The 21,099-nt window shown below is 50.2% G+C and carries 21 protein-coding genes and 4 tRNA genes; 8 read left to right on the plus strand and 17 right to left on the minus strand.

Features of this window, described 5'->3' with window-relative positions; genetic code table 11:
- Window positions 1-149: 149 nt before the first annotated feature.
- The 5 genes from BZG23_RS15285 (at window position 150) to BZG23_RS15305 (ending at window position 6,286) form a co-directional block, all read left to right on the plus strand.
- Complete coding sequence (locus BZG23_RS15285) at window positions 150-2,522, plus strand: Lon protease family protein (RefSeq protein WP_077607430.1); 2,373 nt, start codon at window positions 150-152, stop codon at window positions 2,520-2,522.
- Between the two features lie 223 nt (window positions 2,523-2,745).
- Window positions 2,746-2,973: a FeoA family protein gene (locus BZG23_RS15290; protein WP_077600411.1), complete on the plus strand. Its 228-nt coding sequence runs from the start codon at window positions 2,746-2,748 to the stop codon at window positions 2,971-2,973.
- Window positions 2,973-5,300, plus strand: a complete 2,328-nt coding sequence (feoB, locus tag BZG23_RS15295; protein WP_077607431.1) for a ferrous iron transport protein B — start codon at window positions 2,973-2,975, stop codon at window positions 5,298-5,300. The genes BZG23_RS15290 and feoB overlap by 1 nt, the downstream gene beginning before the upstream one ends.
- Window positions 5,251-5,472 (plus strand): FeoC-like transcriptional regulator, encoded by a 222-nt coding sequence (locus tag BZG23_RS15300; RefSeq protein WP_046075451.1) that lies wholly within the window; start codon window positions 5,251-5,253, stop codon window positions 5,470-5,472. The genes feoB and BZG23_RS15300 overlap by 50 nt, the downstream gene beginning before the upstream one ends.
- Window positions 5,473-5,641: 169 nt before the next feature.
- Window positions 5,642-6,286: a Fic/DOC family protein gene (locus BZG23_RS15305; RefSeq protein ID WP_077607432.1), complete on the plus strand. Its 645-nt coding sequence runs from the start codon at window positions 5,642-5,644 to the stop codon at window positions 6,284-6,286.
- Here the strand turns inward: BZG23_RS15305 and BZG23_RS16675 are convergent.
- The 6 genes from BZG23_RS16675 to BZG23_RS15330 form a co-directional block, all read right to left on the minus strand.
- Window positions 6,269-6,421, minus strand: a complete 153-nt coding sequence (locus BZG23_RS16675; RefSeq protein WP_172969963.1) for a hypothetical protein — start codon at window positions 6,419-6,421, stop codon at window positions 6,269-6,271. The two genes, BZG23_RS15305 and BZG23_RS16675, sit on opposite strands and share 18 nt — an antisense overlap.
- 178 nt (window positions 6,422-6,599) lie before the next feature.
- Window positions 6,600-6,686, minus strand: a tRNA-Leu gene (locus tag BZG23_RS15310).
- Between the two features lie 39 nt (window positions 6,687-6,725).
- Window positions 6,726-6,801, minus strand: a tRNA-Gly gene (locus BZG23_RS15315).
- A 134-nt stretch (window positions 6,802-6,935) separates the two neighbouring features.
- Window positions 6,936-7,012: transfer RNA gene (locus tag BZG23_RS15320), tRNA-Met, on the minus strand.
- 25 nt (window positions 7,013-7,037) lie between these two features.
- Window positions 7,038-7,111 (minus strand) — tRNA-Cys (locus BZG23_RS15325).
- A 228-nt stretch (window positions 7,112-7,339) separates the two neighbouring features.
- A complete protein-coding gene (locus tag BZG23_RS15330) occupies window positions 7,340-7,939 on the minus strand; it encodes a TfoX/Sxy family DNA transformation protein (protein WP_077607433.1) in 600 nt (199 codons plus the stop codon).
- A gap of 301 nt (window positions 7,940-8,240) precedes the next feature.
- On the opposite strand from BZG23_RS15330, the gene BZG23_RS15335 reads away from it, so the two are divergent.
- The 3 genes from BZG23_RS15335 to BZG23_RS15345 all read left to right on the plus strand — a co-directional run bounded on the left by BZG23_RS15335 (window position 8,241) and on the right by BZG23_RS15345 (window position 10,900).
- Window positions 8,241-8,828: an LON peptidase substrate-binding domain-containing protein gene (locus BZG23_RS15335; RefSeq protein ID WP_077607434.1), complete on the plus strand. Its 588-nt coding sequence runs from the start codon at window positions 8,241-8,243 to the stop codon at window positions 8,826-8,828.
- Window positions 8,829-8,957: 129 nt separating this feature from the next.
- Window positions 8,958-9,881, plus strand: a complete 924-nt coding sequence (locus tag BZG23_RS15340; RefSeq protein ID WP_077607435.1) for an HDOD domain-containing protein — start codon at window positions 8,958-8,960, stop codon at window positions 9,879-9,881.
- Window positions 9,882-9,991: 110 nt separating this feature from the next.
- A complete protein-coding gene (locus tag BZG23_RS15345; RefSeq protein WP_046075447.1) occupies window positions 9,992-10,900 on the plus strand; it encodes a lysine exporter LysO family protein in 909 nt (302 codons plus the stop codon).
- Between the two features lie 60 nt (window positions 10,901-10,960).
- On the opposite strand, the gene ptsG is transcribed toward BZG23_RS15345, so the two are convergent.
- The 11 genes from ptsG to BZG23_RS15400 all read right to left on the minus strand — a co-directional run.
- Entirely contained in the window at window positions 10,961-12,391 is a 1,431-nt protein-coding gene (gene ptsG, locus BZG23_RS15350) for a PTS glucose transporter subunit IIBC (RefSeq protein WP_046075446.1), read from the minus strand.
- Window positions 12,392-13,005: 614 nt separating this feature from the next.
- A complete protein-coding gene (locus BZG23_RS15355) occupies window positions 13,006-13,785 on the minus strand; it encodes a TatD family hydrolase (RefSeq protein ID WP_046075445.1) in 780 nt (259 codons plus the stop codon).
- A 1-nt stretch (window position 13,786) separates the two neighbouring features.
- Window positions 13,787-14,779: a DNA polymerase III subunit delta' gene (gene holB / locus BZG23_RS15360; protein WP_077607436.1), complete on the minus strand. Its 993-nt coding sequence runs from the start codon at window positions 14,777-14,779 to the stop codon at window positions 13,787-13,789.
- Window positions 14,776-15,414, minus strand: a complete 639-nt coding sequence (gene tmk, locus BZG23_RS15365) for a dTMP kinase (RefSeq protein ID WP_046075443.1) — start codon at window positions 15,412-15,414, stop codon at window positions 14,776-14,778. The genes holB and tmk overlap by 4 nt, the downstream gene beginning before the upstream one ends.
- Window positions 15,411-16,427 (minus strand): endolytic transglycosylase MltG, encoded by a 1,017-nt coding sequence (gene mltG / locus BZG23_RS15370; RefSeq protein WP_046075442.1) that lies wholly within the window; start codon window positions 16,425-16,427, stop codon window positions 15,411-15,413. Before mltG ends, tmk begins: the two co-directional genes overlap by 4 nt.
- Window positions 16,421-17,230, minus strand: a complete 810-nt coding sequence (gene pabC, locus BZG23_RS15375; RefSeq protein ID WP_077578969.1) for an aminodeoxychorismate lyase — start codon at window positions 17,228-17,230, stop codon at window positions 16,421-16,423. The genes mltG and pabC overlap by 7 nt, the downstream gene beginning before the upstream one ends.
- A 126-nt stretch (window positions 17,231-17,356) precedes the next feature.
- Window positions 17,357-18,595: a beta-ketoacyl-ACP synthase II gene (gene fabF, locus BZG23_RS15380; protein WP_046075440.1), complete on the minus strand. Its 1,239-nt coding sequence runs from the start codon at window positions 18,593-18,595 to the stop codon at window positions 17,357-17,359.
- Window positions 18,596-18,687: 92 nt separating this feature from the next.
- The gene (acpP, locus tag BZG23_RS15385) at window positions 18,688-18,924 is read right to left on the minus strand and encodes an acyl carrier protein (RefSeq protein ID WP_046075439.1); all 237 of its coding nucleotides are present in this window, start codon (window positions 18,922-18,924) and stop codon (window positions 18,688-18,690) included.
- 157 nt (window positions 18,925-19,081) lie between these two features.
- Window positions 19,082-19,816, minus strand: a complete 735-nt coding sequence (gene fabG / locus BZG23_RS15390) for a 3-oxoacyl-ACP reductase FabG (protein WP_077607437.1) — start codon at window positions 19,814-19,816, stop codon at window positions 19,082-19,084.
- Window positions 19,817-19,883: 67 nt separating this feature from the next.
- Window positions 19,884-20,840, minus strand: coding sequence for an ACP S-malonyltransferase (gene fabD / locus BZG23_RS15395; RefSeq protein ID WP_046075437.1), 957 nt, complete (start codon window positions 20,838-20,840; stop codon window positions 19,884-19,886).
- 19 nt (window positions 20,841-20,859) lie between these two features.
- A partial coding sequence (locus BZG23_RS15400) for a 3-oxoacyl-[acyl-carrier-protein] synthase III C-terminal domain-containing protein (protein WP_274532377.1) occupies window positions 20,860-21,099 on the minus strand: 240 nt, incomplete at its 5' end.

The following is a 21,099-nucleotide window of genomic DNA, read 5'->3' on the forward strand; positions in this document are numbered from 1 at the left end:
GGCCCAACGGCCCGTTTTGTACATAAAACCACCAGGCAAAGCAAAATTGTGACCCCATCACAGCTTTCTCCACCAAGGTCACTAAAACAATCACTTACAGCCGCTACACTGAAAGTCATCACCGACAAAATGCCAATATGGGAAGCGCTATGGCTATCACTCCGCTAACAAGCGATCGTTTATACCGTGAGTCCAGTTTAAAGCACAGTGACATCACTTCAACCAAACACCTTGCGCCACTCGACGAGATTGTGGGCCAAGATCGTGCCCGTCACGCGGTTGAGTTCGCCATGTCCATCAAAGAGAAAGGCTATAACATCTATGCCATTGGCCAAAATGGACTTGGAAAACGCACCATGATGATGCGCTACCTCAACCAACACTGGCAAAGTGAGTCACCGGTTTATGACTGGTGTTACGTCGCTAATTTTCATGAAGCGCGCTCCCCAGAAGTACTGAAGCTGCCTGCGGGTAAAGGCAGTGAACTCAAAAAGCATATTGAGCAACTGATGGGCAAACTGGCCAACGCCCTGCCTATGGCATTTGACAACGAAATGTATTACCAGCGTGCTGAAACACTGAAAAACCAGCTTACTGAGCGCCAACAAAGCGTCCTTCAGGGATTAAGTGAAACAGCAGAAAAAAACAATGTGAGTTTGACCATCACCCCTCAAGGTGATTACCAATTTGTGGCACTAAACGGCGAGGAGCCTCATACCGAGGAGACCTTTGACGCCCTCTCACACGACGAGCAGATGGCCTTTGGCAAAGTCATCGATAAGCTAGAGACGGAACTGCGCGGTATTGTTCGCCAACTTGGCGAATGGGAGTCTGAGTACGCGGAAAAACAAAAAGCCTTGGATGAGGATATCGCCCAAGAAGTCATCGCCACGCAAATGGCACCGCTTAAGAAAAACTTTGCTGACTTGCCTGACATTTTAACCTTTTTAGACGCCATGCAAGCTGACATGCTTGAGCACCTCGATATTTTCCTTGAAGACAGTGAGGAGCAAGCCGCACTCGCGTATGCGGCGCTGGATAAAAAACTCCCTCGCCGCTACCAAGTCAATGTGTTAGTCAGTCAGAATGACGCACAAGCGCCGATCGTGGTTGAGGATAGCCCTAGTTATCACAACCTGTTCGGTTATGTTGAGAATGCCACGTTTAAAGGCACGGTGTTTACCGACTTTTCATTGATTCGTTCAGGGAGCCTTCACCGCGCCAATGGCGGCGTGTTGCTGATGGATGCGATTAAAGTCCTTGAGAAGCCTTATGTGTGGGATGGCATCAAGCGGGCCCTCAGTAGCCGCCAGTTAAGTGTTAGCGCCTTAGAGCGAGAAGTGACCCTAAGCGGGACTGTGTCTCTCGATCCGGCGCCGATTCCTCTGGATGTTAAGATCATTTTGTTTGGCGACTACCAAACCTATCAGCTACTCCAACGTTACGATGCGGAGTTTATTGAGCTGTTTCGGGTCACCGCCGACTTTGAAGATGACATGCCGCGCACTGAGAGCACCGAGCAACAATACGCCAAGTTCATTTCAAGCATTATTCATGACAGTCATCTTCTTCACTGCAGTCGCAGTGCCATTGCGCGTATTATTGAGCACAGTGCTCGCCAAGCTGACGATCAAAATCGTTTATCACTACACTCCGCTGATATTGCCAACCTATTGCGTGAATCTAATTATTGGGCCCACCACGCCAAAGCAAACAGTATTGGTGCCCTGCATGTAGAAAAAGCCCTCGCCAGCCGCAATATGCGCGTCAGTCGATTGCGTGACAGCATGATGCAGAATGTGGAAAACGGCGTCACACTGATCAACACGCATGGCACGGCACTTGGTCAAATCAATGGCCTTTCGGTGCTGAGCACATCGGATTACAGCTTTGGCTTACCCAACCGTATCACCGCGACCACGGCGTTTGGGGAAGGAGAAGTGCTGGATATCGAGCGAAGTGTGAAACTCGGCGGCCGTATTCACTCCAAAGGTGTGATGATCTTGTCAGCATACCTGGCAAGTTTATTGGGTAAAACGGACACCATTCCACTCAAAACCCATCTCACTTTTGAGCAATCATACGGCGGTGTGGATGGAGATAGTGCTTCCATGGCGGAGTTCTGCGCGATTTTTTCTGCGATCACGGATGTCCCACTTCGACAAGATATTGCCATTACTGGCTCGATGAATCAGTTCGGTGAAGCGCAACCCATTGGTGGTGTAAATGAAAAAATCGAAGGCTTTTTTGATGTGTGTACGCTTAAAGGGCCGAGCAGCACTCAAGGGGTGATCATCCCAGAAGCCAATATCCAAAACCTGATGCTCCGCAAAGATGTGGTACTCGCAGTAGAAAAAGGCGAGTTTCACGTGTACGCCGTTTCACATGTCAGTGACGCCCTTGCTTTATTAGCGGGACAGGCCGCAGGCTTTGGCCCTGACAGTGATAATGGGTCTGGACTGTTAGCCATCGCGATCGACAAACTGAATCACCAGCGAGCGGCACATCAGTCCCAAAAATAATCGACAACCATCAGCCTATCTCAGTACTGAATGCGGCCAATCGGCCGCTTTTTTATTCCGGCTTTTTCGTGGCACTTACAAATCATTCGCCATATCAACCCTTTACCTTGTTGTGACACTTCTCACACTTTCCACTCGCCGCTTAACTTGATCCGACGCAAAAAACAACGTGAAATTTAAGCGTAATATCCAATGAAAACCATTCTTATTTGGATCTCGCACTATGAAACTGTCCACGCTTGGTCGCGGCCAATCCGCGCGTATCACCAGTGTCCATCATGTGCCTGCCTCTATCCGCCACCGCCTCGCGGTCATGGGCGTGATTCCAGGCACAGGCGTTGAGCTTGTCAGACGCGCCCCACTGGGTGATCCACTTCAAATTCGTCTCGATAGCGAACAACTGATCGTACGTCGTGACGTCGCGAAACTGATTGACGTGGAGGTACTCTGATGAGCTCACGCCGCATTGTACTCGCAGGCAACCCAAACTGCGGGAAAACCACCTTATTTAATGCGCTCACCGGCTCACAACAGAAAGTCGGAAATTGGGCTGGCGTCACTGTCGACAAAAAAGTCGGTACGCTCTCTCTGGCGCATAACGACTGTCAAATCACAGATTTACCCGGCCTTTATGCGCTAAACGCAGGCTTTGACGCCAGTATTGATGAGCAAATTGCCACTTACGCCATCGATAGCGGTGAGAATGATTTTATTATTAATGTCTTAGATGCCAATTGCCTAGAGCGCGGTCTATACCTCACCCTTCAACTGCGTGAACGCGGTGTCCCTATGGTGGTGGTGATCAATAAAATGGATTTGCTTGATCGTAATGGTCAACAACTCGACACCGCCAAATTACAAACGATGCTGGGCTGTCCCGTATTGACCGTCACCGCATGTCAACCGGCGACCGTCGACACCCTGTGCCACCAGCTCGCCCACCTGACCACCCATTTACCCGTTTGTGAGGCAATGTACCTGAACTACGGTGCGTCATTAGAAAACTGGATTCAAAACCAGCTTGGCGCCGGTTTTCTTCATTCCGCCGCGGCACAAGTGAATCAACGTGCGCACTTGCTCGAATGCTTAGAGCGGGGACGCTTGCCTGATGGTAGTACCGATGCTGACCAGCAGCAGTTTACGATGGCAAACCAAGCCCTTTCAGATTTAGACACTGACATCGTCATTGCTGATACACGCTACAGTGCGATTCGTGACATGGTTCACCAGGCTCGCCGCGAGCTTCGTCATCTCAGTCGCAATAATACCGAGAAGCTAGACAAAGTCATTCTCAACCCCTTCTTATCACTGCCCATTTTGCTCGCCGTCCTCTATGCGATGTTTGTGTTTGCCATCAACATTGGCGGCGCCTTTATCGACTTTTTCGATATTGCCGCCGGCGCGATACTGGTAGATGGCACCCACCAGCTTCTTGACGGCGTACTGCCAGCGGCGATTGTCACTATTCTCGCCGATGGCCTCGGAGGAGGCATTCAAACCGTTGCGACCTTTATTCCTGTTATTGCAGGCTTGTACCTGTTTTTAACGGTATTAGAAAGCACAGGCTACATGGCACGTGCCGCCTTTTTATTAGACGGTTTAATGCAAAAAATGGGGTTGCCGGGCAAAGCCTTTGTTCCCTTAATCCTCGGCTTTGGGTGCACCGTCCCCGCCGTGATGGCAACGCGCACATTAGAACAGATTCACGAGCGCAAAACCGCGGCCGCGATGGCAACGTTTATGTCCTGTGGCGCTCGCCTGCCTGTATACGCCCTCTTCGCCGCGGCGTTTTTCCCACAAAACGGACAAAACCTTGTTTTCGGCCTCTACTTGCTTGGCATTGTCGCTGCGATAATCACCGGCCTGATACTGCGTCACACTCTTTATCCAGGGCATAGTGAAAGCCTGCTGATGACACTCCCTGACTACGAACTGCCGCGTGTGCGCCATGTGATGAACAACACGTGGCAAAAACTGCGTCGGTTTGTCCTTGGTGCAGGTAAAACCATTGTTATCGTGGTGACGATTCTGACCTTCTTCAACTCGTTAGGCACCGATGGATCGTTCGGACACGAAGACAGCGAGTCCTCCGTCCTTTCGAAAACCGCACAAGTGATCACGCCGGCCCTATCACCTATCGGAATTGAAGAGGATAATTGGCCTGCTACCGTCGGGTTGGTGACCGGGCTATTTGCCAAAGAGGCCGTCGTCGGCACCTTGAATAACCTTTATGCGCCAAGCGAAGAAGCCGAAGAAGAGACCACACTCGGAGAAGCGCTGGTCGAAGCGGTTCAGAGCATTCCTGAAAACTTATTTGGCATTGATTATACCGATCCATTGGCTATCGATGTCGGTGAAATTGAAAACACCGAGGCCGCCGCACAAGCGCAAGAAGTCAGTATGACAACGTTTGATAATCTGCATCGTCAATTCACTAGCACCGCCAGCGTGATGGCCTATCTCATTGTTATCCTACTATACACCCCATGTGTTGCCGCTCTGGGCGCCTACACACGCGAGTTTGGTCGCCGATTTGCCCTGTTTGTGGCGAGCTGGTCAATGCTGCTCGCGGTAAGCGGAGCCACGTTATGCTACCAATTCAGTCAGTTGAGTGTCGCCACCACGCCAGCCACACTCTACATCACTGGCCTTTGTGCCTTACTGATTGTCGTGGTGGCACTCATGCGCTATGTCGGCAAACATCCCCATTGGTTTAAGGAGACCTATTATGATCCTGCAAAAGCTCAAAGCCAGTGTCAGTCAGGCGGGTGTCATTAGTCGCACAGACCTCGCCAACCAGTATGGGATAAGCCCAGACGGTATTGAAGCGATGATGGCGACCTGGGTCAAACGCGGGGTGGTTATTCGACAATCGGGGCGTAAGGATCCGCAAGATATCCACTACCGTTTGGCACACCAGAATGAAATACAATGCTTTAGCATGATTTAGCCCTCCTAACCGCGTGATGATCACAAGGCAGCCTTAGCGTTGCCTTGTTGATCAACAGACTCCGTGACTCACCTTATCCATTCGACGATCACGCATTGCATTTATCGCCTTGCGCCCTTGCACACGTCTCTGAACTAAAATCAAAGGAGTCGATGTAGAGGGAGAAGCCATGAGCCGCTATCAAACACAATCCAGTGAGGCACAATACCAACCGGGCTCTAACGAACGCGTCCTCAAAAACCAAATGGGGGTGACTGATCCCACCAAAATGGAAGACATTGAAGCTGTCTTACTTGCGAAGCTTTACGAACGTGTATTCACCGGCGGCCATTTCCCACGCCAATTAAGGGTTAGCACCCTCGCCAGCTGGCATCGACAATGGCTGGGCAATGTTTACCCATGGGCCGGTCAGGTGAGGAATGTTGAGCTGAGTAAAGGTGGGTTTCGTTTTACTTCCCCCAAGCAGATAGGGGCCTGTTTGCAGCATTTTGAAAGCGTCTTTCTCAACCAGTACGCGGGGGTATCGGTAATGCCGCGCGCGACGCTCATTCGTTACCTTGCACAAAGTCACGTTGAGTTCATTCTTATTCACCCATTTCGAGAAGGAAACGGACGAATATCGCGTTTACTCATTGATGTGCTGTGCCAACAGGCGGGATTAGGATTGTTGGACTATCGACTTTGGGAAGAAAACAAAGATTTTTACATTGCGGCAATTCAAGCTGGTGTCGGGCATGACTACCAGCACATGGAGCGGCTGATTAACGACATTTTACCCCTCACATTTTCATCTTTCTCAATCAGCGAGCGCTAAGTTTTGATATTTCTGCCTGCTCGCTTTAAGCCTTGCCTCCACTTCTTCGGTTGATGCTTGCGTCTCAATCGCGGTCGAGCTTGCTACCGCACGCGTTATCATCGCCGTCGTCACCTTTTTTGTTTTTTTCTGCATTAATCGCCTTTTCACAGTCACTCTGGTCATCACTGATTAAATTTTAGTCAAAAAATAGCGTTAATTCAACGCAGATACCTGTCTGTTTTCTTCAAAATTGTGAAGCACAACGTACGCACTGAACAAGGAAAAGACATACAAAAACGGCGACCCTTAAGGTCGCCGTCTTGCTTATTAATGGTGCCCCGGGCCGGACTTGAACCGGCACAGCGCGAACGCCGAGGGATTTTAAATCCCTTGTGTCTACCAATTCCACCACCAGGGCACACAATCTTTTCAGCCGCTTACGCCACTGTTTTATGTTTGGAGCGACATACGAGGTTCGAACTCGTGACCTCGACCTTGGCAAGGTCGCGCTCTACCAGCTGAGCTAATGTCGCTTATTTATTCAAACGTTAAGTAACGCTTGGAAAACTGGTTGCGGAGGCGGCTTTAACGCGCCGTGCAACGGCACCGACCGAAGGTCGTATTGACTTATCATCAATTGTTAAGCGCTTCTATAGCAACCTAAAATTGGTTGCGGGAGGCGGATTTGAACCACCGACCTTCGGGTTATGAGCCCGACGAGCTACCAAACTGCTCCATCCCGCGTCCGTATTATTTTAGCCAGAGTTCATGGAGGCGCGTCCCGGAGTCGAACCGAGGTCCACGGATTTGCAATCCGCTGCATAGCCACTCTGCCAACGCGCCCTCGCGCTTCACCTCTCGGCTAAGTGGTTTGAATTCTACATAAGTTTTTCCGCCTGTCACGCAAAAATTATCATTTTAGCGTCTAACCGACGATTATTTACCCAAACGTGACATTTCACTACTCTCTGGGCGCTAAGCGAGCCCTAAAAAGGCCGATTAGCGTGGCGACTCATGCAGCATTTACAAAAATGCCAGCCCGATTAATCCAGGCTGGCACCGACCAACACTCTATCCATTCACCCAGACGTCAGCGAGCAGCCGTTCACGTTCATCTTTTTCAATCAATTCCCAATGACGCCCCTGCTGTGCTCCAGCGAGCTTCCACAGTAGATTGATATCGATATCTTTACCGTGTGTCATTTGCACTCGACGGAACATTTCTTGCGGCGCCATGCTATAGAACGTCGACACGTCTTTCACACCCGACTTTTTCAGCATTCTTTCAATCGTTAATCGTAAGTTGGGTAAATCTCGCAGCCGAAGACTGGATGTCGATGTTTTCTGCGCTTTATCTTTGAGCGCACGCTGTAAAGACTGTTCAATCATCGTAGGCAAGTCGGGATCATGGCCTAAGTAGAGCGCGGTCACATCATAATAGTTAACCACCGCGGAGGTACTTTTCTTTACATGAACAAATTTATTGCAGCCTTTGGCGATTAACTTGTCGGTGAGCAGGCCTCCTCCTCGTAGATAAACATGCTTTCCGGTAAGCAATGCAAACATCGCCTCTTGAGAGAAAAAACCAATACCACCAAACATAGAGCGTTGCTCCATCTCTCCATAACTATCCAGAAAACGCATTAATTGGGCTTCAAATTGCTTCGCCATCGAAAACTCTCCTTCAGCGAATAGATGTTCATATCGAGCCGTAAACTGGCTCACAAAAGTGACTGATAAGTTAGTCAGCGTGCATGATTATTTTAACGAAAAGAGGTTGCATCAAATGGCAACCGAATACTATGCATCTGATCACTTATCGCCAAATATCCCCTCCATTTAGTGCGGTTTTTGTCACATTTATTACAAACATTTTTTCGTCGTTAAATAAAGTCTTCGATGCATCTATGCTTAACGCAGGGCGATGAGTGCGCTAAATTAATAGTGGTAAGCTAATAGTCAGGGAGCCGACATGTCGAGACACCCGCTGTTAATAGAAGTAAGTCATTTATTGCCTGGGGGATTGCACAGCTATGTGCTGTCTGAGTCGTGTTACTTACAAATGCTCCAACAGGCAGGCGAACCACCTCGCCTTTTGGTCGCGATGAAAAATGAGGATGAAGGTCAGCAGCGCCCGCACGCCATTTCTCCTATCGTTACGCTTTGCGAGATTGCAGACTTCAATCGTCATGGTGCGCATGAAATCGCGTTGACGTTACAAGGGATTGAAAGTGTCAAAGTGAATGCGATTGACGCGGGTGAAGGTGACGTCAATATGGCGCGTTATACACCGTTGCCAAAATGGCAACGCCATGCTGTTCCCAAGCACTACCTCTATCTGAGTGAGAAGCTGCAGCAGTATTATCGATCGAATCCGACACGCCACGAACACTTCCAGTTAACACAGTACGATGAAATTGGCTGGGTTTGCCTGCGCTGGTTGGAGTTACTCCCCATCGAAGTGAAACAAAAACAGCTTCTACTCTCCCAGCCTACGGCCTTATTGGTGGCCGAGTTTATTGATAAACTATTGCGGTATCCACTTATTGACGACGACTAAGCGACAGATGAGTGACTGTGTAAATTATCATCAAAGACGCCAGCAGGCTCACTGATTCAGAGAAAGGCGGTTCTCTTTTATTCTTCGCCGCATTACTATGCAGTCTGCTGACAATTACTATCAGGACTTATGGATCATCTTTCATTTTTTTGGGTCTCACCGGATCGTGATAAGTACTTACGCTCCCTAGAAACCGAGTTTTACAAGCGTGCCGTCGAAACCATCCGTGTCAATCGCCTGTCCCTACCTCCTTTACCGGATGCTGTTCTGTCAATACAACGCGCTAGCAAGCGGTCGGATACTACCATGCGGGATATTGCCAACCTCTTGTTGGACGATCCAAGCTTATGTGGGGCCGTGCTTAAAGCTGCAAACTCCGCTTTATTTGCTCCCCGCGCCACAGGTCAATGCAAAGATGTTCAAACCGCCGTCTCTCGGCTTGGCGTTGATCGCGTTTTAGGGATCATCACAGCCGCCGCCGTCTATCAGCTCAAGAGTGATGCCACGTTTTCCAAGGCCTGCAACGCACTATTGAAAAAAAGTGCGCAAAAATCTCGTGAACTCGCCGCTGCGATGGCACTGGTGACGCAAAAAGTCAGAAACTATTGTGATGAACCGCTTTCAGTGGAGCCCGAAAAAGCACTGATTGTGGGGTTGCTTGCTGATATTGGCTTATACAGCGTGATTGGCGAGTTTCAGCGCTTTGTGAATCAGGGACACTATCTAAAATTTGACATTGCAGAGCGCGTCTTCTTCTCACTGGCGGGCGACTGCAGCCGTCTTGTGCTCAAGCAGTGGCAGTTTGACCGTGACTTTATCGAAGTCGCCATTAACAATAAGCTCTACACTAAGCCGCGCCCCGATATCACCTATTTAGATATCGCGAGAATGGCAAATCACTTGTTAATGTTTCGCAATCAAGATGACGCAATAGAGGATCATGAAGTGGAAATCACTGCGCCTGGCGCAGAAGCTTTATATGAGCTATCCAACCTCGATGAAAAAGAGTTCTCTCGTCAGCTAGACCAAGTCATGGACGCAAGCAGTATCTGACCCAAGCCAGGGTGGTCTTTCCTTTAACCACCCTTGTCTGATTTTATTGACCAACCTATTAACCGGTTGATAACCTCAAGCTCTACTTTCTTAACACCGAGCAAAATCAGATGTTTTCAGGGATGCTACTCATCTTCTCGCCACTTATTATCGGCTATTTAATCCCCATTAAGCAGGCGCGCTACCTCAACGCAGTCAATACCCTGACGATGCGGCTAGTGATGGTCATTTTAGTGTTGATGGGCTTAAGCCTCGCAGGCTTAGATAACCTCGGGCAACATATTTCCACCATTTTGTATTTCGCTGCCACTTTCTTTATTTGTATCGGCGCGGCCAACCTGCTTGCCCTGCCTGTTCTCGATAAGCTCTTCCCAACCGAGACCCATGGCCACCAACATAAACTGACCCTCAGCGCCATGATGTCAGAGTCCGGTAAGCTGATTGCGGCTGTGGCCGTTGGCTTAGTCGTAGGGCTATTACTCAATCAAGATCTTTCTTGGGTCGATACGGCCAGCGAGGGGATTTTATTACTTTTGCTCTTATTGATTGGCATTCAGCTCCGCAACAGTGGCATGACGCTGAAGCAAATCATTCTCAATAAAAGTGGGCTGATGATTGCGGCTCTCGTTGTCGCGACCTCCTTGCCCGGTGGCTTGCTTGCGGCATGGTGGTTAGATATTCCTTATCATCACGGGTTAGCGATGGCATCCGGCTTCGGTTGGTACTCGTTGGCAGGGATCTTAATGGGCGACGGACTGGGGCCGGTCTACGGCGGTGCATCATTTATTCTCGAGCTCGCGCGCGAGCTTGTGGCGATTATGATTATTCCAGTGTTAATCCGGCGCTATCCGCTCACCGCAATTGGATATGGTGGTGCCACCGCGATGGATTTCACCTTGCCGATCATTCAAAGCACAGGCGGGATTCGCTGTGTACCGATTGCGATTGTCAGTGGGTTCATACTCAGCTTGTTGGTGCCCGTTTTGATGTTGTTTTTTCTCTCACTCGGTGCCCGTTGAACAAAAAAAGGGGTAGCAAGATGCTACCCCTTTTTACATTTGCTGGTTTAGCGCATGCAATTATTGGCTGCGCATCCAGTTATCCATTTCAGTACGCAGGTTGTCTGACTTGGTACCAAAGATAGCTTGTACGCCACCCGATACCACAACCACACCCGCTGCACCTAGCTGCTTGAGCTTGTCTTGGTCAACAATTTCAGTGTCAGCCACTGAGACACGTAGACGAGTGATACAAGCATCAAGACCTGTGATGTTGTCTTTACCACCGAATGCAGCCACCAAGTCGCCCGCAAGCTCAGAGCCTGTCGCGGTTGACACGTCAGCGACCGCTTCGTCTTCACGACCAGGGGTTTTCAGGTCAAGGGCGCGAATCACTACACGGAACACGATGTAGTAGAGTACCGCATAACCAAGGCCCAGTAGCACCAGTGTGGTCACGTTCTCAGCACGTGGCATTTGCACGATGAAGTCGATAAAACCGTTCGAGAAAGTATGGCCGTGAACAACGCCCAACGCGTTAGTCAGAACATACGCCGCACCTGCCATGATAGCGTGGATACCATACAGCACTGGCGCGATGAATAGGAACGAGAACTCGATAGGTTCAGTGATGCCGGTCAAGAATGACGTCAGTGCACCTGATGCCATGATACCCATGATTTTGGCACGGTTTTCTGGCTTGGCAGAATGTGCGATAGCAAATGCCGCCGCAGGTAGACCGAACATTTTGAACAAGTAGCCGCCAGCTAACTGACCAAAGCCGTTACCTGCTTCACGAGTGACATCGTTTGCGGTCAAGAAACAGGTCATGATGCCGTTTACTTGCTCGCCTGCGTTGTTCACACAGCTACCCGCTTCATAGAAGAAAGGTACGTTCCAAATGTGATGCAGACCGAATGGGATAAGCGCACGCTCTACCACACCGTAAATACCAAATGCAGTAACAGGATCTTGTGTCGCCGCCCAGTGAGAGAAGGATGCGATAGCACTGCCGATTGGTGGCCAGATAACAGAGAGGATCACACCAAGCGCGATAGAGATGAAACCGGTAATGATTGGCACTGACCGTTTACCGGCAAAGAAACCAAGGTAGTCAGGCAGTTGAATCGTGTAGAAGCGATTAAAGGTCCACGCCGCGACACCACCGGCAAGAATACCGCCAAGTACCCCTGTCTTGATAACGTCAGCGCCCATAACTGGTGCCATCACGTCCAGTGTCGCCACCATGATGCCGTAACCGACAATCGCAGACAGACCCGAGACACCATCGTTATTGGTGAAGCCTAGCGCCACACCCACAGCAAACAGCAAGGCCATTTGACCAAATACAGACCCACCAGCTTGTTCCATCATGTGTGAGACAATATCTGGCATCCAGCTAAAGTTGGCAGCACCAACACCCAAAAGTATACCTGCGACCGGAAGCACAGATACTGGAAGCATCAGCGCTTTACCGACTTTTTGCAGGTTAGCAAAGAGGTTTTTTGACATAGTTCTTGCTCCTGACAAGGACGTTTAACAATGTGTCTCGTCGGACTAACCTTCCGATTCCCCCGCAAGAGGCCAACCGATACCACAGGCGCCGAGAGCACAAACGATTTGTGATTATTGAACTCACCCAAACTATAAGGGGCGAATCATCACCTTGCCTATCAGTGACGATTTTACTGATTAAAAAGTAAATATAGATCACAATTAGAATTGGCGACAAAAACAGCAAAAAACAACATAAGATCATGATTTAAAATGACAAAAAATCTATTGCCCAGGGGAAAGGATACGAACAAAAAAATAGCAACCCCTTCACCCCCAACGTTATTTTACGTAACGAATTAATACAGCGCGTAATGCCTAGGACATAGATTGATAATTCCTAATCATTTCAAAAAGGTAGATGTGAAATTGCGCGAGATCAACTTTGATAGGCTAGCGATATAAATCGGTTATTTTGTTGCAAACATAACCGAAAAATGACGCAGAATTGACCAAGTGGGATGGTGCCTTATCAACGCCGAGATAATCAAAAAGCGGTGTTTTCTTGCGGCGAAAGGAGCGTGACGTGCTAAGCAAGAAAAACGCCCGACAAGGTTATCGGGCGACTTGAATTATTGCGGGTTTGCACCAGAAAAAAGGGTAAAAAAGTTACGGCTGGTGATGTCACAGACCGTTTCCACCGATTCACCCTTTAACATCGCGACGTACTCAGCAACTTCTTTCACATAAGCTGGCTGGTTTTGCTTGCCACGATGGGGAACAGGTGCCAAGTATGGCGAGTCTGTTTCAACCAGCAGGCGCTCAAGCGGTATACGACGCACCACATCTTTCAGCTCTGTGGCCTTGTTGAACGTCACTATCCCAGAAATTGAAATGTAGAAACCGAGTTCAATCGCCGCCTCTGCCATCTCATAGCTTTCTGTAAAGCAGTGTAGCACACCCCCCACGCGCTCAGCGCCCTCCTCACGTAAAATCGCAAGCGTGTCTTCACGTGCCGCGCGAGTATGGATAATCAAGGGTTTGTTAAGCTCAACCGCGAGACGGACGTGCTGGCGGAAAATCGCTTGCTGCTGCTCAGCAAGCTCTGGCTGATAGTGGTAATCAAGCCCTGTCTCTCCTACCGCCACGACACGCTCATCAGCCGCTAAGGCTTTCAATCGGTCGTAATCGAAACCATTTTCGATATCCAAAGGGTGCACACCACATGAGGCAAAAACATGCGAGTAAGGTCGGATCATGTCTAGCATCGCCGGAAAGCTATCTAGCGTTACCCCCACCGAAAGGAAATAGTCGACGCCCCTTGCCTGCGCTTTATCTAAAACATCGGCAACATTCTGGTGCAGCGAGTCGTAATCCAGTTTGTCGAGATGGCAATGAGAGTCTATTAACACGTTATTCTCCAATCGATAATAACCACTGGCTAACAACCAATTCGGTATTTAGCCCTGTATGAATTTGTAACTGACGCTGTAATTGATGCAGCGCACGTAGTAGTGAATGAACTTGCTGGGTGGTCAGCACATTGGCCACCTCGGCAACCCGTTGATGATGATGCCGATGCACAATGGTCTGCCCCACACCTTGACGCCATTTAAGTACATCAAGCAGAAAATGACTGAGCCAGTTCAATGAAGCGGGATAGTGTGCGACCAACACCTCGATAGTGTCAAACAGGCCCGTTCTCTCGCGCACATAGGTAGAAAAGCCTTCCACCACACTATGGTGATGATCTAACCCGCCCGATGCCACAAAGTCACGAGCAGCCAAGGGGGCGCCCCGATATAAGCTTACCGCATGGTCTGGCACCGAGCGCTGCAATGCTTGCTCTACCCAAGTTTTGGCTGTTTCAGCCTCCGCCTGCGGGGCTTTCCACACACTACAGCGACTGATAATCGTCGCGAGTAAACTATCCAGCGAGTCTGTCAATAACACGAAGTAACACCCTGAAGGTGGCTCTTCTAGCGATTTAAGCAACGCATTGGCCGCGGCTTCCCCTAAACGCTCGACACACTCTATGACAATAAAGCGCGCCCCGCCCAATTGCGACGTTTCCAGCGCTTGTCGTTGCACTTTGCGCACTGCATCAATACCAATCTGCTTGCCGGGCTTCTCGGGGGCTAGCCAGTGAATATCGGGGTGGTTACCCGCCGCGAAAAGCTGGCAATGATGACAATGCCCACAGGCGCTATCGTTTTGATGGCGACACAGTCGCACCTTGGCAAGCTGGCTTATCAATGCGCGACGGCCGCTGCCCGGAGGCGCGGCCAACAAGAGCGCGTGCGGAAAGCGCGCACTCGTCAAGAGTTGCTGCCAATGCGCCCAAACGCCTTCAAACCAGGGATAAACGTAAGGCGCTGGGTATGCCAATGTTATCTTGTCACTCATACGCCTGGTTGCTGCTTAAGCCAATTTTCTAGTGCCGTTTTAATCTGAGCGGTCACTGTGTCTAGCGACTGGCCCGCATCAATCACCACCACGCTGGGATCGTCGTTTGCCAATGCCAGATAACGCGCTCGCGTGCGCTCAAAAAAATCCAGTTGCATGGTCTCAATCCTATCCAACTCACCTCGACCCCGCGCACGTGCAAGGCCTACCTCTGGGTCGATGTCCATATACAAGGTCAGTGAGGGGGCAAACGTCCCCAAGACCGTTTCTTTTAGGCTTTTCATCAGCGACGTGTCCATGCCCCGTCCCCCACCTTGGTAGGCCTGTGATGACATATCATGGCGATCACCCACCACCCATTGGCCCTTCGCCAGGGCGGGTTTGATCACGTTTTCGACAAGCTGTACCCGTGCGGCGTAAAGCATGAGAAGCTCGGCTTTATCCGTGAGCGGTTCATCCGGGTGACCTTGTTTGACAAGCGTACGCAACTGTTCCGCAAGCGGCGTACCGCCGGGCTCTCGCGTAGTGATCACATCCTGGATTCCGGCGTCGAGTAACACCTGTTTGATCTGATTGATGGCCGTACTTTTGCCCGCGCCTTCAAGGCCTTCTACAACGATGAAATGGTTCTTCATTGATTCTTCAACACTTTTAAGTAATCACGCACGGCCCGGTTGTGCTCGGCCAAGGTGGTAGAAAATTGGTGGCCGCCTTTACCCGTGGCGACAAAATAGTAGTAATCCGTTTTGGCTGGCTGGGCAGCGGCAAAGATAGCCGCTTTACCTGGCATCGCGATCGGCGTCGGGGGCAAGCCATTAATTACATAAGTGTTATAAGGCGTCGGTGTACGTAAGTCACGTTTACGAATATTCCCCTCATACTGATCGCCCATACCATAAATCACGGTGGGATCGGTTTGTAAACGCATACCGCGTCGCAACCGATTAACAAATACCGACGCCACCTTTTCTCGCTCACTCGCCACCGCGGTCTCTTTTTCAATGATGGAAGCCAGGATTAATAGCTGATAAGGGGTTTCTATCGGTAAGTCCTCGATACGTTGCTGCCAAGCCTGCTCCAAGGCCACTTCCATTGCACGCGCGGCGCGTTTTAGCAATGCAATATCGGTATCCCCCACATCATAAGCGTAGGTTTCAGGAAGCAGTAATCCTTCTAATTTATCGTGTTTGAGCCCAAGCGCATCAGCAATTGCCTGTTCACTCATGCCATCCAATGTTTTGTCAAGATGCGGCGCGGAGGCAAGCTGCTTGCGCCACTGGACAAACGTACTCCCTTCGACAAAGGTGATTTCATCTTGATATTGCTGCCCTGAACGCAGMGTCGCGAACGCCTCGGCTAATGTTTGTCCAGGTTGAATCTGAAAGGTGCCCGCTTGTACTCGAGTCAGCTCTGGATAAACCCGTGGCGCAAACTTCGACCAGATGCTTGATGCCATCCAACCGTTGTCTTCAAATTTTGCAATGACCTTATGGTAATGTGCACCGCTAGGGACAGTGAATAGCTGAGGCGTCTGCAAGGATAACGGCGTGGAAATAAACGCCTTCGTTTGCCAAAGCACCCCAGCGACTGAGGCCAAGACTATCGCCATCAATACGCTCACCAGCCCCAAAAATCGCTTTTTTAGCACGCGTTTAACCTCTGTTGTAATCGCCTTGTCAGCGTATGCGTTTTATAACTTGTTTCATTGATGGATGTCACTGGCACCACCTTCATCAAGGTATTGCAAATAAACACTTCATCGGCACACCACAGCGCCGTCTCATCGACCGCGACCGTTTTACATTGGTAGTCCGTGAAACCTTCAATCACGGCCATCACTTTTTCTCGCATCAGTCCCGCTACACCAGCATATGCCAAATCAGGTGTATAAATGACATGGTCTTGGCACCAGAAAAGATTGGACGCCGTGGTCTCAACCAGGTTGCCAAACATGTCCGCGACCACGAAATCATCGGCCTCCACGTCTTCCAGTGCCAGCTTTAGACGCACCTGCTCTAACCGATTGAGATGTTTAAGCCCCGCAAATGGTGACGCGCCAAGTTGCATCTGCGTCGTCGCCAACGCCACCCCATGCTGTTGCCAATGATGATAATGGCGAGGAAACGGATGCAGGCTAACAATGACGGTTGGCGACGAGCAGCCTTTGGGACTGTAACCGCGTCCCCCCTGGCCTCGGGTGATAATCACCTTCAACACCTGTTCATCCTGCGAATACTGACACGCTTGATCGAGCGTTATCGCGAGTGCCGACCAATCAACCTCGCGAATGGCTAATCGCTCACAAGTGCTTTGTAAACGCAGTATATGTGCATCGCGATCAAGTAATAGCCCCTGATACACATGGCCAGTGGTAAAGCAACCATCACCAAATTGGAGCCCTCGGTCAGCGACCGCTAATTCGCGACAAGGATGTCCGTTTACCCAGATCATCTATCAACCTCGACAGTCAACTATTCTTACCGACAATAAAAACCTTACCGACAATAAAAAACGGCCCGAATCGTCGGGCCGTTACTATAGCAAACTCTTTTTAGGCTGTATAAACGCCTATGCGTATTACAGCTTTTTGAAGATCAAAGAGCCGTTGGTGCCACCAAAACCAAAGGAGTTACACAAGGCGTACTCCATTTTTACGTCACGCGCTTCGTGCGGTACGTAATCTAAATCGCAACCCTCATCGACATTATCAAGGTTGATCGTTGGTGGTACGGCTTGATCAATCAGCGACATGGCAGTGATAATTGACTCGGCAGAGCCTGCCGCACCGAGCAAATGACCGGTCATCGATTTGGTTGAAGAGACCAATACACTGTCCGCAGCCTCGCCCATTGCACGACGGATCGCTTTACTTTCCGCAACATCGCCTGCCGGTGTCGAGGTACCGTGCGCGTTAACGTAACCGATTTGTGCCGGGTTAATCCCCGCATCACGAATCGCTGCTTCCATCGCCAGTGCCGCCCCTGAGCCATCTTCACTGGGTGACGTCATATGGTAAGCATCCCCGCTCATGCCAAAACCGGCTAATTCACAGTAAATGGTCGCGCCACGTGCTTTCGCGTGTTCATATTCTTCAAGCACCATGACACCAGCACCATCACCCAGCACAAAACCATCACGATCTTTGTCCCATGGGCGAGAGGCCGACTGTGGATCATCGTTACGTGTTGATAATGCTTTGGCGGCGGCAAAACCGCCAATACCAAGCTCGGTAGAGGCTTTCTCTGCGCCGCCGGCCACCATAGCGTCTGCATCACCGTATGCAATCATACGGGCGGCATGACCAATATTATGCAGGCCTGTGGTGCATGCGGTGGAAATCGAGATGTTTGGGCCACGCATGCCGTAATTAATCGACACGTGCCCTGCAATCATATTAACGATGGTTGATGGGACAAAGAAGGGGCTGATTTTACGTGGACCCTTCTCCATATACGCACGATGGTTTTGTTCAATCAAACCAAGACCACCAATGCCTGAACCTATCGCGACACCAATACGGTGTGCATTGTTGTCATCGACTTGCAATCCGGAGTCTTTAATGGCTTGCACACTGGCAGCAATGCCATATTGAATGAACAAGTCCATTTTTCGTGCATCTTTTTTCGACATGTAGTCTTCACAATTGAAGTCCTTAACCATGCCCGCAAATTGAGTAGCAAAGTTAGTGGCATCAAAATGCTCAATCGCTGAGATACCGCTTTGCCCGGCTAGCAGAGCTTTCCATGAAGACTCAACTGAGTTACCCACGGGTGACAACATACCCATGCCAGTCACAACAACACGACGCTTAGACACGATGATATTCTCCGGAGAATATAAGTTTGGAAATTAGAATAGCTTAAAAAGAACACAGGCGGTCGAGGAGACCGCCTGGTAGGATTCTGAGATTACGCTGAAGCGCCGACAACGTAGTCGATAGCTGCCTGTACAGTAGTAATCTTCTCTGCTTCTTCATCTGGAATCTCTGTATCGAATTCCTCTTCAAGAGCCATTACCAGCTCAACGGTATCCAGAGAGTCCGCGCCCAAGTCGTCTACGAATGAAGCTTCGTTTTTCACTTCTGCTTCGTCGACACCTAGTTGCTCAACGATGATTTTCTTTACGCGTTCTTCGATGTTGCTCATATTAATACTAGTCCTTACAAGATTCGCAGATGCGATATGTGCTGTAGTTTATTCATTAATGTGGAAGTTGCAAGACCTCCACGGCTGGTCAAACCACGATTTGGGGACAAATCAATCGGAGTTTGACGTGTGTCATTCGAGATTGCAACGGTCTCGATCAAATCATGTACATACCGCCATTGACGTGCAAGGTCTCGCCCGTCATATAAGCAGCATCATCAGAGGCTAAAAACGCCACCGTTGCAGCAATCTCTTTTGGATCACCCAAACGCCCTGCTGGCACTTGTGCCAGCGTCGCAGCGCGCTGTTCATCATTTAGCGCCTTGGTCATATCGGTTTCGATAAAACCAGGCGCGACTGTATTCACTGTGATGCCACGCGCAGCCACCTCACGTGCCATGGATTTGGTAAAGCCAATCACGCCGGCTTTTGCTGCCGCATAATTTGCCTGTCCCGCATTACCCATCACACCGACCACAGAACCAATATTAATGATTCGGCCACAGCGTTTTTTCATCATCGCACGCAATACGGCCTTTGATAAACGGAAGATTGACGTTAAGTTGGTGTCCATAATGTCCTGCCACTCATCGTCTTTCATCCGCATTAATAGGTTATCACGAGTGATACCCGCGTTGTTAACCAGAATATCAACGTCGCCAAATTCTTTTTTGATCGTATCAAGCACCTCTGCGACCGACTCTGGCGAGGTCACATTGAGTGCCAGGCCTCTACCGTTTTCACCGAGATAATCGCTAATTGCAGCGGCGCCTTTTTTGCTGGTCGCCGTACCAATCACGGTGGCACCACGCTCCGCTAAAAGCTCTGCCGTTGCTCGGCCGATCCCACGGCTTGCGCCTGTCACCAGCGCTACTTTTCCGTCTAGTTTCATTCGGTTACCCTTTTAGTTGATTCTGCCGGCATGCACCGGCAGTCACAAAGTGTCTTCGTAATACGGTTTATGCCTTCGCAGTGGCGAGGCTGGCGCTATCATTGACGGCCGCGCTGCTCAACGCCTTGTTGATGCGTTTGGTCAAGCCAGTCAGTACTTTACCTGGGCCAAATTCCAACAGCTGTTCCACGCCTTCAGCCGCCATATGCTCAACTGTTTCGGTCCAGCGTACCGGGCTATGTAATTGACGCACTAAGGCTTCTTTAATTGCAGCCGGCTCTATCGGCGTTGCCACATCAGCGTTGTTGACCACAGGAATACGTGGCGCATTAAACGTGACAGATTCCAGTGCTTGCGCCAGTTTTTCTGCTGCCGGTTTCATCAGCGCACAGTGAGAAGGCACCGACACTGGCAGCGGTAATGCACGTTTTGCACCCGCGTCTTTGCACAACGCATTGGCGCGCTCCACCGCTTCTTTATTACCCGCAATGACCACTTGGCCTGGCGAGTTGAAGTTAACCGGTGAGACCACCTGGCCTTGTGCCGCTTGCTCACAGGCTGCCGCGATCGCATCGTTATCCAAGCCAATAATTGCCGACATCGCTCCCACACCGGCTGGGACCGCCTCTTGCATCAATTGACCGCGCAGCTCGACAAGCTTAACGGCTTCTTTAAAATCCAATACACCCGCACAAACCAAAGCAGAATATTCACCCAAACTATGGCCAGCAAGCATCGCGGGCGCGGCACCACCTTGTGATTGCCAGACGCGCCAAATAGCCACAGACGCCGTCAACAAAGCTGGCTGTGTGCGGTGCGTTTCATTTAAATCCGCTTCTGGCCCTTGCTGGACCAATGCCCAAAGGTCATAGCCAAGCACTTCTGAGGCTTCTGCAAACGTCTGCTGGACAACACCATATTGTTCGGCGAGCTCCCCGAGCATACCCACGGTTTGGGAGCCTTGACCGGGAAAAACAATCGCAGTTGAAGACGTCGCTGTTGAAGAACTAGCTGTTGAAGACATAGCTGTTTTCCTATTAATTTTAGAATCTTACGAGCGCGGATCCCCACGCAAAACCACCACCAAAGGCTTCGAGTAACACGGTGTGTCCGCGTTGAATACGCCCATCTCGTACCGCCTCATCCAGTGCGGTCGGTACTGACGCTGCCGACGTATTGCCATGACGGTCAAGCGTCAATACCACTTGATCCATCGACATCGACAGTTTTTTCGCTGTCGCTTTAATAATGCGGTAATTGGCCTGATGCGGCACCAACCAGTC

This window comes from Salinivibrio sp. ML290 (assembly GCF_001995695.1).
Classification (GTDB): Bacteria; Pseudomonadota; Gammaproteobacteria; order Enterobacterales; family Vibrionaceae; genus Salinivibrio; species Salinivibrio siamensis.

Coding starts and splice junctions, on each gene's coding strand:
- acpP (WP_046075439.1), bottom strand. CDS start 18,924: ATGAGCAACATCGAAGAACGCGTAAAGAAAATCATCGTTGAGCAACTA.
- BZG23_RS15285 (WP_077607430.1), top strand. CDS start 150: ATGGCTATCACTCCGCTAACAAGCGATCGTTTATACCGTGAGTCCAGT.
- BZG23_RS15305 (WP_077607432.1), top strand. CDS start 5,642: ATGAGCCGCTATCAAACACAATCCAGTGAGGCACAATACCAACCGGGC.
- BZG23_RS16675 (WP_172969963.1), bottom strand. CDS start 6,421: ATGCAGAAAAAAACAAAAAAGGTGACGACGGCGATGATAACGCGTGCG.
- BZG23_RS15330 (WP_077607433.1), bottom strand. CDS start 7,939: ATGGCGAAGCAATTTGAAGCCCAATTAATGCGTTTTCTGGATAGTTAT.
- tmk (WP_046075443.1), bottom strand. CDS start 15,414: ATGAAGAACCATTTCATCGTTGTAGAAGGCCTTGAAGGCGCGGGCAAA.
- holB (WP_077607436.1), bottom strand. CDS start 14,779: ATGAGTGACAAGATAACATTGGCATACCCAGCGCCTTACGTTTATCCC.
- fabG (WP_077607437.1), bottom strand. CDS start 19,816: ATGAAACTAGACGGAAAAGTAGCGCTGGTGACAGGCGCAAGCCGTGGG.
- BZG23_RS15345 (WP_046075447.1), top strand. CDS start 9,992: ATGTTTTCAGGGATGCTACTCATCTTCTCGCCACTTATTATCGGCTAT.
- BZG23_RS15300 (WP_046075451.1), top strand. CDS start 5,251: ATGATCCTGCAAAAGCTCAAAGCCAGTGTCAGTCAGGCGGGTGTCATT.
- ptsG (WP_046075446.1), bottom strand. CDS start 12,391: ATGTCAAAAAACCTCTTTGCTAACCTGCAAAAAGTCGGTAAAGCGCTG.
- feoB (WP_077607431.1), top strand. CDS start 2,973: ATGAGCTCACGCCGCATTGTACTCGCAGGCAACCCAAACTGCGGGAAA.
- BZG23_RS15290 (WP_077600411.1), top strand. CDS start 2,746: ATGAAACTGTCCACGCTTGGTCGCGGCCAATCCGCGCGTATCACCAGT.
- pabC (WP_077578969.1), bottom strand. CDS start 17,230: ATGATCTGGGTAAACGGACATCCTTGTCGCGAATTAGCGGTCGCTGAC.
- BZG23_RS15335 (WP_077607434.1), top strand. CDS start 8,241: ATGTCGAGACACCCGCTGTTAATAGAAGTAAGTCATTTATTGCCTGGG.
- fabD (WP_046075437.1), bottom strand. CDS start 20,840: ATGTCTTCAACAGCTAGTTCTTCAACAGCGACGTCTTCAACTGCGATT.
- BZG23_RS15340 (WP_077607435.1), top strand. CDS start 8,958: ATGGATCATCTTTCATTTTTTTGGGTCTCACCGGATCGTGATAAGTAC.